The following is a 12,276-nucleotide window of genomic DNA, read 5'->3' on the forward strand; positions in this document are numbered from 1 at the left end:
TAATGTATCAAAAACCAATTTTTAAATACGATATTTTATATCTTGTATTTAGATTTAATATAAGCGTTATTTTAAATGTAAAATGCTTATTACGAAGCAACTCTCATATTAATTTCATTTTGAAATAATTGTTATAAAAGTGAGACAGTTAAAGAATTAACTTCACCCTCGACCTTAATCTCTTTAAAATTCTTACCTTTAAGAATCGCCGTAAGGATTTCATGCGATATTTTAGGCAACAGTGTATTTTCAATGGTTGTTTGTATGACCCTTGCTCCACTTCCTGATTCATTACTACTAGCAACAATATTATTTATTAATTGATCACTCACTATCAGCTCTGAGGAATAGTTTTTTCTAATTCTATCTGAGATTTTTTTTACTTTTAGGTGAGTAATATTTTTTAATACTGTTTCGTCTAGTGGTAAGTAAGGTAGGACATTTACACGTCCCAAGAAAGCAGGTTTAAAGTCCGCAATTAAATCATCTCTCAACGCATTTTTTAGGGCGCCAACATCTGGAGCTAAGTCAGGGTCTTCAAACAATGACATTGTTGTATCTGTACCAGTATTTGCCGTCATAATGATAATGGTATTTTTGAAGTCAATGTCTCTACCTTCACCATCTTTGATCATTCCCTTATCAAACACTTGATAAAAGATATCTTGGACACCTGGGTGCGCTTTTTCCATTTCATCTAAAAGAATGACGCTGTATGGCTTCCTTCTCACCGCCTCCGTCAACACACCACCTTCACCATAACCGACATAACCAGGAGGAGAGCCTAATAGTAATGAGACTTTATGTTCCTCTTTAAACTCTGACATGTTGATCGTGGTAACGTTTTCTTCACTACCATACACCTTTTCCGCTATTGCTAATGCGGATTCAGTTTTACCGACTCCGCTTGGTCCAATAAGCAGAAACACCCCGTTTGGCTTCGATTCATCTGTAAGTTGGGCACTTGCCGTTTTAATCACTTCCGACATGGTTTCAAGAGCATGATTTTGCCCTACAACTCGTTTAATTAAACTCTCTTTTAAGTTCAATACTGCCTTAATCTCGTCATCTTGCAGCTTACCTAGCGGAATACCAGTCCAATCAGAGATTACTTCGGCGATCAATGCATCCCCTACATGAGAGAACACCAAAGGCTGAGCATTCGTACCGAGTTGTTCTTCAATCTCGATCAATTTTTGTTTGTCAGAATCTGACGGAGATAGGAGGATTTTATTACGTAAGGCTTTTGCATCTTCAACCCAAAGTTGTTCTTGTTGCCATTGCGCCTCAAGAGTAAGTACTGAGTGAGAGAGCTGGTCAATCTCGATTCGAATATTCTCTATCACATCACTATGGTCGCGACCAAATTGAGACTCTTTAATCAGTTGTTCTAATTCTGCTTGTTTTAGCTGCATTGCCTTTTTCTTGTTATCCAATACACCGGGTATTGAAGATTGACTTAAGGCTACGCGTGAACACGCTGTATCTAATACAGACACCGCTTTGTCAGGAAGTTGTCGACCATTGATGTATCGAGAAGACAGTTGAACAGCGGCTTCTAATGCTTGGCTGGTAATATATACGCCATGATGGTTCGACATCACATTCAATAAACCGCGAAGCATATCCACTGCAACTTCCGGAGTGGGTTCATCTACTTTGACCACTTGGAAACGCCTAGTCAGCGCTGCATCTTTTTCAAAGTACTTTTTGTACTCAGCCCAAGTTGTTGCAGCAATAGTTCTTAACTCACCTCTTGCGAGTGCTGGCTTTAAAATATTAGCAGCGTCACCTTGCCCCGCCTGACCACCTCCGCCAATCAGACCGTGAGCTTCATCGATAAAGAGAATAATCGGTGTATCAGATTGATTAACTTCTTTTATGACGTTTTTTAGGCGGTTTTCAAACTCACCTTTCATTCCTGCTCCGGCTTGTAGCAAAGCCATATCTAACGACTTAATAGCAACACCTTGCAATGCTGGAGGGACGTCACCTTCGACAATTTTTAGGGCTAACCCTTCTACTACAGCCGTTTTACCAACTCCCGCCTCCCCTGTGAGAATTGGGTTGTTTTGGCGTCTTCGCAGCAATATATCTACCATGAGTCGAATTTCGTTATCACGCCCAACAACTGGGTCAAGCTTTCCTGCTTTAGCTTGTGCTGTAAGATCAACAGTAAATTGATCCAAGGCAGTGCTAGTTTGTTTTGCTGCAGAAGTTGCTACCTGCTGCGATTCATTGAATGCAGGCAATGTCGTCACTTCAATTTTATTTAATTCAGGACAAGGTTGATTTATCGCATTCGCTAAGGAATCATCCGATAGATAAGCACTTAATAGATGGATACAGTTGAGTTCATGTGCGTCAAACTCTATTGTTGCTATCATCACTGCATTTTGCATCACAGTAACAGTGTGGGTTGCAAGTCCCGGCACCGATTCACAACCCGTTTTGTATTTTTCCAATTGCGACAATAACTGTGTTTCAACCAGTTTCGGGTTTACATTAAACTTCTTAAATACTTCAACATAAATCTCTGCGGGATGCTGGAGTATGGATAACAACCAGTGGGTCATCTCTATACTATGATGAGTACGAGAACTCGCCATTGCAGCCGCTTGTTCAAGCGTTTCTTTAGCGACAGGAGACAACCTTTCGACCAACGCTGAAAGTGATAGTAAAGCCATTGTGATTCCTTTAAATGGTGATAGTTATTTCGCGATCTTCAGTTCGCTTATGTTTAGATAAAACCGTACCAATCCCTAGTTGACCATGTCGTTTAGTAATGCACACCTTGGGCAAATACTTATGACGTGTAGTGAGCTTCCACTTAATGGACTTATGTTTGCCTACATACTCATGGACCAAAGACTTAACTGTGTTTATGTATGGGTTATTGGGCAGTAACTGACTGACTTGCTCTGTACTCGTTGGTATTAGTTCGATCATCACTGCTGCATTTATGTTCCACGCCTTTGCGCCTATAGATGCGCCTCTACCGACTTGAGCAAATTGTCCTTCCGGCGTCGACTTTCCACCTAATCTCGTCTGTTCTTCCTTTGATAAACGTAACCATTGCCCTTGAAGCTCGTGTAACCTAACGTCACACCCTGTTAGGTCTTCAATAATGGTTTTTAGTGCGCCTTTACTTCTGTTTCTCGATGCAAATAAGCCGGCGTAGTGATTAATTAGGTGGTCAGAGTGACCTGAAACAGCTTCTAGACTGTTTATGAGAGGGGAACGAGCCCCTTTAGAATGTTCATGTGCCTGAACTGATATCTGACTCAACTGCCAACTACGGTAATACAACGAAAGTAAACGGTGATTGAAAATATCGTAGAAATCCACCATCGCCCCGTCGCCTTCTTTTTGACGACTAATCGCAAGTTCACTGTAATGATGGGGTAACACGCCCTGTTCCCCTGTCAGACCAATTAAGTTTGTTTCTAGTATCAGCCTATCGTTGCCAGAGCGATGAACATTGGAAAGTTGTGCGTTTTCATAACCTAGCGTTGAGTTTACTTTTAGATCTACCTTTTCATTTTTAGGTAATGAATCGCTCCCTAATTGAGCCCCAGCTTTAAGTAATCCCAATTCAATGAGGTGAATCGCTTCAAACAATGGTCGCTTTTTCAATTGTTGAAAAAAATCCACCTCATTCATAACAATACCTTTTCACCAAGCATTGCAGGCCATCGATGAAATACTTTGTCCGTAGATTTCGTCTTTACCTCTAACTGTGTAAAAATATTTACCTCAGCAAATTGCGCAAAATACACTGAAAGTACGCATCCTAAGAAAAAGGTTTGCTCTTTAGATAGCATTTGATCAGAAACGGTAAGCACCAGCTTTACTCCATGAGCAAAACCAACTCTTCCCTGTTCATTAACCCTTCCTGTGGTTTGTTGATATTCTAATTTTACTAAGGCGTCGATAAGTGCTTTGGTCTCAGCTGTACCCGCAAATGCATAGAGTTTAAGTCGTTGTTTTAACGTTGCAAGACCAGTCTCATCAGTGAAGTGGGAAAGCGTTAATAATTTGGTTAGTTGCCAGCGGCTGCCTTCATCCATATCCGGTCTGATTGTTTCAGTCATTGAGACCAAACATTTTACTTGCTGAAAATTGTCACTTACTTTTGGTAGCAATACGTTTGGCAAACCGCCACCAAAAGGCAATTTTTGGGGCATGTTTCTATTACAACACTCTGCCTTAACTGAAAGTAACCAACTGTCATGGCTATCGAATTCAAACTGTTGATGTTTTTTATTAACAAAAGAAATATAGATATCCCTACCTGGTTCATCAAATCCCCCCGCCCAGTTCTTATCTTCTCGCCTCATTACCCAAAACAAATCACTTTTGTTCATATAATGGTTATGCTCGCCAGCGAAGTAACTGGGTAAGTTCTTATAAGACTTGTTCCAGTTATTCAAAGTAACATCCGTGATCGCAACTACTTCACTGCAATCAGCACTTTGATGCCCAGGAGACATCTGATACTCATACTCTGAAGCTTCTAACCGTGTTGGCTCCATCGTGCTTTCGTACAAGTTAATGATTGGAACACACCCTAAAAGCACACTTTCTTCATCTACTTGTTTTGGTAACCAGTCATCGTCGATATCAAAGTAAAAACTAATATCGAGCTCGCCTTCTACCTCTAATCTTTCAAGTGCGAGATCCTGCAGCTCAAAAAACATAAACTTTTCAGGAAAATGTAAATACTCCACTAACATCCTCGCGGATGAAAAGCTTCGCTTACTATAGGGAACGACTTTGTGAGAATCATGAAATCCCACTGCGTGTAAGTGGCGTGGTGTTAATGACGCAATTTCTTTGCCGTTTGCTGAAAGCGATATGCCTATCAGACTTTTGAACAGAAGTTGATATAGCCTTTGCGTGAGTTGAGTTTGACCATTCAGGTAAAAGCGCAGCGTCTCAACCCCCATTCCAGCAAATGTCGCCCCACTCTCATTTGAATTTAGCCTCAACTTAAGCATCGAGTGCGCATTTGTTTCCCAACGAGAACCTATCGATGCCAAAGGGGCATTATCAAAGCTTACTTGTGAAACGTCACAAGGGTAAATCTGTGTGTCATAACATGTTTTAAATTCGCACTCATCAAAACCGGGTGCACTGATCTTTACTTTTTCTCCAGCAGGTATATCAAAGGGGGATGACGTTGACCCATTACACTTCATTCTGATGATCGACATCGAGGGTATTGGAGCATGAAAGTCTGGGTGTAGTTGCCCCATTAAAGACTCAGTAAACTGCGGATAACTGTTATCCAAACTCTGGCGAATTCGCGCCGTCATGAACGCGCAACCTTCTAACAGCCTCTCTACATGAGGGTCATCTACTTGTTCTTCGTTAATACCCAAACGCGCAGCAATCTTTGGGTATTGCTCGCCAAACTCCTGCCCTTTGTGGCGCAAATATGCCAACTCGCGGTTATAGTACTTCAAGAACTCTTCGCTCATTTTGCTCTACTCAATTTCATGCCTAAATTTACGGGTTCAACTTCGGTATTAAACGTCACGTCGCGCTCACTATTTCCTATAAGGCACGTTGCATTTATCTGTAACCTTAAAGTGCGATCTGCCGCACTCTTTTCCTGCAGTATATTGACAACCGGCGACGATAAACGCGGTTCAAATTCACGAATGGCAGCTCTTACAATGCCGCAGAGCTGCCCTTGTCCTTGCTGGCTACTGAATGGCATTGAAGAGAAATCAGGCAGACCATAATTTAAGATTGATTTATTCGCTTCTTTTAACTCAAACGGGACTTCTCTCCACCCAATCCGACTGTTCAACATCGACTCTAAATCTCTCAATAAATTGTCTATCAGCAACTGTTGAGTGAGTGGAAAGTCTTTATCTTCTCGGGATTGAGGATCATTATCGATTAGCTTATCAAGTAAGGATGCTGCCAGTGCCATCTAAACCTCTATGCAAGCTCTGCGATGTCTGACAATTGGTTTAGCTCAAAAATAGGTACTGCTTTGTCCCCAACCAACCAACACTTTTGTCCTGAACCTACGAACAACTCGCTAGCGCCAAGTTGTATCCAATCCGTTTCTTTGGCAAGCTTTTGGGCGTCTGTAGATGAGTCTATGTATGTGAGTGGCATGTGCCCCTCTCCTTCACCTAAACCCTCAATATCAAACTCCACAGGTCGCCAAACATTTTCAAGTAATGAGCTTGGATCCTTCACTTCTAAATATTTAATATTTTTAATTGGGACAAGAAAGTAGTTTCCCGCAGTAGAAAACAGCTCGACATAACCAGACAAACGGTCGTCGATATCCCTTACCTCATCGGTCATACTTCCATTTTGAGAAAAGCGTTTAGTGGTTCTTCCTTTTTCAAGCTGCTGCGCCAACTCATAACCACTTTCATAGTCTTTATTTTTGATGGCAAGATTCAACTCGATGATCAACTCGTTAACCTTTGAATCACCTTCAACAAACTGCGCAGTTGCTGCCCCCTCACTAAAGTCTTTACGGGCTTGCGCCGCTTTTACAAGATGACGCAATTGACTCGCACCTGCCAAATATTCCGGAAATAGCTTGATCGATTGAATCAGTTGATCGTCCGCTCGCTCCAAATCACCGTTAATACAAAGCAGCTCAATGAACGAACTTCGCAAGCTTGCATCTTTCGGGGCAGACTTTATCTCTTCAATTAATAGAGTAATAGCTTGCTGCAATTGACCTTCAGATAAGGCTTTTTTCCATGTTGTCATCGTGTTCCCTTACACCACCTGCTCCGGTGATAACTCCGTAATTAATTTGACCGCCGAAACCATTTGATCGAGTTGAAAATGAGGTCTTAAATGCACTACTGAAAAGTAATGCCCTGGCGAATCGCGTTTTTCTTTAACTGTTATTTTTGCTTCGTTGAGTGGATACTTTGCTCTGAGTTCATCAGAAGCTTCATCAGAAGCAGTTGTATATTGGTGAAGCCATTGCTGAAAATCCCGCTGGATTGAATCAGAATCTTGATACCCACCAACCTTGTCTCTTCCCATTACCTTTATGTAATGTGCGATTCGAGATACACATAATGTATATTGCAGCATCGAAGTCAGCTTGGCGTTCATCGTTATGTTCTGGTCTTCAAATAACTTCGGCTTATGGATAGACACACTGGATATCATGCCGACTAAATCGGTTTCTGCGACAGGTGACATCGTAATGAAACCGCAATCGGATATCTCTTTCTCTTTACGCTCTGATACCTTCAGATTTAAAGGGCTCCTATCTCGTGTGTTTTTACTCATAAGCTGAACAGAACTTCTTGTTGGAGCTAGAATGGCTCCTTGGGTGTAATCCCCTTGCTTCACACCTCTCATGTGAGTAAACCAACCATGTTCTTGATAGGTTCTAATTGCGATGCCGGCGAAACAAAAAGCGGCGCTACCCCACAACAACTCTTGTTCTGATTCAACAATCGTCTCCTCGAACTCAAACGCCTCTATCCGAGAACCATCTTTGATATAAGGCTGCCTAAAAAGAACATTAGGCGCTGCAATACCTATAAACTTTGTATCTTCTGATTCTCTCAAGCGTTGCCACTTCCCATACTCAACTTGATCAAATTGAGAAGTAATGTCTGTGGTAGATGACAACTCCGAAAAACGATCAACCCCAAATACACTTGGTTGCGCAGACATGACAAAAGGACTAAACGCAGCTGCTGCTGTCTGGGCAATCTTACCCAATACCGACAAATCCCGATCAAAGTAGTTTTGGTTAGGGTCATGTCGAAGCTCATAATCACCAACTATCAGTCCAAATGGCTCACCTCCAGCCATGCCGTATTCATTTTGGTAAAGCAGTTTAAACAAAGCTGACTGGTCGAATTCGATTGCTTTTAAAGCATCTTTACTGACTTCTTCCCATGTCGACGATAAAAGCTTTATTTTTACCAATTCACCAGATTGACCGTCTGTTTGTTCACACAGATACTTAACCCCCACCCAAGATCGCTCCAACTGCTGATATCTCGGGTGATGAATGATTTCATTTAGTTGTTTCTGTAACAATTGATCTATTTGATTGATGGTCATAATCAAACTGCGACGAAATTCAGCAACACTTCTGCTTTTGGTTCCTTCTAACCAAATTTTTGCCGAGTGTATTGAATCTTCTGTTTCGACAAACCGAGTAATCCAGTAACTATTAAGTTCCGCACACCCAAGCGGACTAAACTCATGCTTTAGCTCGCTTGGGTCTAAGAAATTCAACGCTGTATCGTTAGTCATTTTTACACACCACAGGAGGGAAAGTGTGGTTGACCCATAAAGCCAACCACAATTCACTTAACCACCCGATTGAGGGATTTTTGCAACTAAGCGTAATGAAGTCGTAAGCTCTTCCATCTGTAACCAAGGCTTCAACCATGCTACTGCATTGTAAGAGCCTGGCGCGCCTGGAATCTCCTTAACCTGCACGCGAGCATCAGCCAATGGGTATTTCGCGCGGATTTCCTGACCGCCTCCTTCAGATGCGTTCACATAACTTAAGATCCAACGGTTCAACCATGATTCAACATCTTCTGCTTCCATGAAGCTACCGATCTTATCGCGAGCCATCACTTTCAAATAATGGGCAAAACGCGATGTCGCCATCATGTAAGGTAAGCGTGCGGAAATTGCAGCATTCGCTGTCGCATCCGGAGAGTCATGATTTGCTGGTTTCTGACAGGTTTGCGCACCAAAAAACACGGCATAGTTTGTGTTTTTGTAATGACATAATGGTAAGAAACCAAGTTTACCTAACTCCGCTTCTCTGCGGTCAGTAATACCGATTTCTGTTGGGCATTTCATATCAGGATCGCCATCATCACTCATGAAGAAGTGCGTTGGTAGATTGTCTACACGACCACCACCTTCTGCACCTCGAATCGCTGTACAGAAGCCATACTTTGAAAAAGCATCTGTGAGCTTCGCACCTAGTACATACGAAGAGTTCATCCAACAGTAGTCGTTGTGTTCTGCATTAGTCGCAATGCCGGAAACAGCGTCAACATCAAACTCCTCAAACCCAAACTCTTCAACTGGAGAAGTCGCTTGACCATAAGGCAAACGTGCTAGCACTTTCGGCATGGTTAGGCTTACAAAACGCGAGTCAGCACTTTCGCGGAAGGAACGCCATTGTGCGTATTCCAATGACTCGAATACCTTATCCAAATCGCGAGGTTTAGATAATTCCGTCCATTCATCAAAGCCAAACAAAGCCGGTGAAGCCGCCGAAAGAAACGGCGAGAAACCAGAAGCAGCAACGTTAGACATCAGGCGCAATGATTCGATATCTTCCGGATGGTTTGTAAACTCATAGTCACCGATAAGCGCACCATAAGGCTCACCACCAGCACTACCGAATTCAGACTCATACACCTTCTTAAAGATTTGGCTCTGATCAAACTCAACCGCTTTGCTTAAATCCTTATGAAGCTCTTTTTTCGTCATGCTGATCATGCGAATTTTCAATGCTGAACTTGTTTCCGAGTTCATCACTAAGTAATTTAAGCCTCTCCAAGAGCCCTCAAGTTTTTGTAGTTCTGGGTGATGCATGACTTCAGACAATTGTTCCGAAATCTGTTGGTCAAGAAGCGTGATTGCTTCACGGAACGTCACCGTTAGGTTCTTATTCCAGGAAACGGTACCTTTCATTGCTTCTTCTGTTAATGTCTTGATCAACTCTTCGGCACGAGAAGCTTCTGTTTGCTTTGTTGCACCAATCGCCTGCTCTAGGAATGATGACGTTTGTTGCTCTACCGTTGGATCAAGTTGTTTGTCAATTTGAGTCGTCATTACTATGCTCCCTCTGGATTATCTACAGAGCTTGACTCGCCCAGGTTTAACTCTCCAGCCAACTTTGTCAGGTTTTCCGTGTTGTTTAATACATCCTCTAGAATATTTTCTAACTCTTCTGAGCGGTCGACCTTCGTCATCAAGTCACGAAGTTTATTTCGGGTTTCCATCAGTTGGCGTAAAGGATCAACTTGATTAACAATCGCTGCGGGCTCGAAGTCCTGCATAGATTTAAAGCTTAAATCCACTTCAAATTGCGAGTCATCTTTCGCCAATTTGTTTGCGACTTTAAACTTCACTGATGGACTCATTTTTTTCAAAACATCATCAAAGTTGTCTCGATCAATCTGAATGAAACGTCGGTCTTTCAAAGGCTTTAACGCTTCGGTATTTTGTCCAGCGAAGTCGCCCATTACACCAACCACAAAAGGAAGCTCTTTTTTAAGCGTTGTTCCTTCGGTTTCAACATCATAGGTAATGTGAACACGAGGCTTCCTTACTCGTGACAGTTTCGAGTGAATACTCGTCATACCGTTCTCCCTTCCTTAATTTTCATTTTGTTCTGCTATGCCAACTAAACGGAAATAGCTTCTCTTTGCATCTCCGTCGGAGATCAATTCCGCCAGTAATTCCGGCAGAGGCATTCCACACCAACGAATAATCTGTTCGATGGAGTAAGAAACTGGTGAATGAGGCTCACTTTCTCTAAAGAAGTCTGCCACCTTTTGTAACTGTTCAATCGCTTGCTCGCGTGATTGCATATTTGTTATTAGCAATTCGCTGTTGTTAGCTGACTGGCTTGTGACCGTAGTCGGCTCGTTAGATTCCATATCAGCCTCTTCAATCACCTCTTTCGGTGCCTGAAAGCGGTCACCAAGCAAATGCTTTAATGCCGAGTGTATTGAATCAAGCTTTTTTGAGATGTAAGAACTTGGGGTAACGTCTCCAACAGCATCATCAAGCTTTTGACTAAATTGGTTAAATGCCCTTATGCCGAACTCAAGATCAGTGATCAAAGTCCTGTAAAACTCATCAGAGGTGGATTTAACGGTATCGCTGATTTTCGACAGTTCCACAGCACCTTGCTCGACTTTGTAACGTCGTTTATCTTCATCAAGTCGCTCTAATTCGATGGCTTGTTGGTATTCCCAAAATGCGTAAGCTTGCTCTACCCCCATATCCGTAAGCGGAATCGAAGCCAGTGGAAAAATTAAGGTACCTTCACTTTCGATACCGTTTAATCCAATGATTGCAGAAATACGAGTCTCGATTCCGTCTTCATCAGGCATGGGATGCAGCTGTTCCCAGAAATGCTCAATAAAGTGTGATGCTATCTCGTATCCGATCCCCATTCCGCGAAAGCCATAAATACGTGTCAGCGCCTCAATCAGCCAAGCGACAAGCTCCAAATCCTTTGACTGAGAAGTCAGAACTTCTGGAACTTCATCAATGAAAACACGCCAAAGGTTGGTGTGGCTGAGTATGCTTTCTTCTTCAATAATGGCGTTACGCTCTGTATTGCGCGCAGCCATCCTGTGGTCTTTTAATCTGTAATAAGCAGATTGAGGAGATACGTCCTCACGAGGGTCCACGCCCGTTGGTTGATCAGCAGAGACAGGTTGTAGTACTGGTTCTAACCACTCGAACGCTTTGATTAGGTCATCCACGCACTTTACTCCTCAAGAAAACAGGAATGGTCGCGTCATCTTGCTGATTTTCAGCTATTTCATTTTGATCACAGCATACTTTGACCAACGCGCATGTGACGTTGTCACTAGCACCTCGAACTAACGCAGAGTGCATCAAGGCTAACCCTGCTTGATTGACTGAATCAGCATAGAGCGTGTTGTGTATCTCGTCATTGGTCAGTTCTTTAGAGAGCCCGTCGCTACACAACAGAAATTGATCACCGTTCGAGAGCTGACCGGAGATTTGGTCTATCGTTACTATTTCATCGACACCTATCGCACGAGTTATGACGTTAGCTAATGGGTGTGATTCTGCATCCTCAATCGCTAATAACCCTTGTTCGACCAGATCCATAACTTGGCTGTGATCTCTTGTTTTTTGCGTGAAGCTCCCTTCTCTCAGTTGGTATATACGGCTATCCCCAACCCACAAACAATGAAAATACCCGTCCTGCATAAATAACAGTACAAGTGTTGTCCCCATCGTTTTACCTTCTAAATGCTCTTTTGCGTAATCAAAGATCTCTTTGTTTGCTTGCTGAATAACACCTCTCAACTCATCAATGTGGGTTGTCTTATTGTCTTTTGCATAGCGGGCAATCTTATCGACCAACATCTGACTGGCGATGTCTCCTGCACAATGCCCCCCCATACCATCTGCTACAACCCACAAACCAAGTTCGGACATATCAAGTAATGCATCTTCGTTATATGGACGGACCTTTCCTGGATGAGTCCTCGAAAAAGTAAAGTAATTCCAATTCAT

The 12,276-nt window shown here is 42.5% G+C and carries 10 protein-coding genes; all 10 read right to left on the minus strand.

The window, feature by feature from the left end; genetic code table 11:
* Nucleotides 1-131 precede the first annotated feature (131 nt).
* The 10 genes from tssH to OH463_RS10480 are packed head-to-tail and all read right to left on the minus strand — an operon-like array spanning nt 132 to nt 12,276.
* Complete coding sequence (gene tssH, locus OH463_RS10435) at nt 132-2,687, minus strand: type VI secretion system ATPase TssH (protein ID WP_172580947.1); 2,556 nt, start codon at nt 2,685-2,687, stop codon at nt 132-134.
* 10 nt (nt 2,688-2,697) lie between these two features.
* The gene (tssG, locus tag OH463_RS10440; protein WP_005447032.1) at nt 2,698-3,663 is read right to left on the minus strand and encodes a type VI secretion system baseplate subunit TssG; all 966 of its coding nucleotides are present in this window, start codon (nt 3,661-3,663) and stop codon (nt 2,698-2,700) included.
* Nucleotides 3,660-5,483, minus strand: coding sequence for a type VI secretion system baseplate subunit TssF (gene tssF, locus OH463_RS10445; RefSeq protein WP_017190826.1), 1,824 nt, complete (start codon nt 5,481-5,483; stop codon nt 3,660-3,662). Before tssF ends, tssG begins: the two co-directional genes overlap by 4 nt.
* Nucleotides 5,480-5,944 carry a type VI secretion system baseplate subunit TssE gene (gene tssE / locus OH463_RS10450; protein WP_017190827.1) on the minus strand — a complete coding sequence of 155 codons (465 nt, stop codon included), beginning with the start codon at nt 5,942-5,944 and terminating at the stop codon, nt 5,480-5,482. The genes tssF and tssE overlap by 4 nt, the downstream gene beginning before the upstream one ends.
* Before the next feature lie 8 nt (nt 5,945-5,952).
* Nucleotides 5,953-6,750: a type VI secretion system accessory protein TagJ gene (locus OH463_RS10455; protein WP_053052480.1), complete on the minus strand. Its 798-nt coding sequence runs from the start codon at nt 6,748-6,750 to the stop codon at nt 5,953-5,955.
* 9 nt (nt 6,751-6,759) lie between these two features.
* On the minus strand, nt 6,760-8,271 hold the full coding sequence (gene tssC / locus OH463_RS10460; protein ID WP_269991228.1) for a type VI secretion system contractile sheath large subunit: 1,512 nt from the start codon (nt 8,269-8,271) through the stop codon (nt 6,760-6,762).
* A gap of 57 nt (nt 8,272-8,328) precedes the next feature.
* Nucleotides 8,329-9,822, minus strand: a complete 1,494-nt coding sequence (tssC, locus tag OH463_RS10465) for a type VI secretion system contractile sheath large subunit (RefSeq protein WP_005447040.1) — start codon at nt 9,820-9,822, stop codon at nt 8,329-8,331.
* Between the two features lie 2 nt (nt 9,823-9,824).
* Nucleotides 9,825-10,352, minus strand: a complete 528-nt coding sequence (tssB, locus tag OH463_RS10470) for a type VI secretion system contractile sheath small subunit (RefSeq protein ID WP_009699036.1) — start codon at nt 10,350-10,352, stop codon at nt 9,825-9,827.
* Nucleotides 10,353-10,367: 15 nt separating this feature from the next.
* Entirely contained in the window at nt 10,368-11,489 is a 1,122-nt protein-coding gene (gene tssA / locus OH463_RS10475) for a type VI secretion system protein TssA (RefSeq protein WP_061066463.1), read from the minus strand.
* Complete coding sequence (locus tag OH463_RS10480) at nt 11,482-12,276, minus strand: PP2C family protein-serine/threonine phosphatase (RefSeq protein ID WP_017818775.1); 795 nt, start codon at nt 12,274-12,276, stop codon at nt 11,482-11,484. Before OH463_RS10480 ends, tssA begins: the two co-directional genes overlap by 8 nt.

The sequence above is a fragment of the Vibrio sp. NFR genome (genome assembly GCF_027587095.1).
GTDB classification, from domain to species: Bacteria; Pseudomonadota; Gammaproteobacteria; order Enterobacterales; family Vibrionaceae; genus Vibrio; species Vibrio harveyi.

What these genes read in the sequence shown, in the direction of transcription:
- tssE (WP_017190827.1), bottom strand. Translation starts at nt 5,944, where the DNA reads ATGGCACTGGCAGCATCCTTACTTGATAAGCTAATCGATAATGATCCT.
- tssC (WP_269991228.1), bottom strand. Translation starts at nt 8,271, where the DNA reads ATGACTAACGATACAGCGTTGAATTTCTTAGACCCAAGCGAGCTAAAG.
- tssG (WP_005447032.1), bottom strand. Translation starts at nt 3,663, where the DNA reads ATGAATGAGGTGGATTTTTTTCAACAATTGAAAAAGCGACCATTGTTT.
- tssB (WP_009699036.1), bottom strand. Translation starts at nt 10,352, where the DNA reads ATGACGAGTATTCACTCGAAACTGTCACGAGTAAGGAAGCCTCGTGTT.
- tssH (WP_172580947.1), bottom strand. Translation starts at nt 2,687, where the DNA reads ATGGCTTTACTATCACTTTCAGCGTTGGTCGAAAGGTTGTCTCCTGTC.
- OH463_RS10455 (WP_053052480.1), bottom strand. Translation starts at nt 6,750, where the DNA reads ATGACAACATGGAAAAAAGCCTTATCTGAAGGTCAATTGCAGCAAGCT.
- tssC (WP_005447040.1), bottom strand. Translation starts at nt 9,822, where the DNA reads ATGACGACTCAAATTGACAAACAACTTGATCCAACGGTAGAGCAACAA.
- OH463_RS10480 (WP_017818775.1), bottom strand. Translation starts at nt 12,276, where the DNA reads ATGAATTGGAATTACTTTACTTTTTCGAGGACTCATCCAGGAAAGGTC.
- tssF (WP_017190826.1), bottom strand. Translation starts at nt 5,483, where the DNA reads ATGAGCGAAGAGTTCTTGAAGTACTATAACCGCGAGTTGGCATATTTG.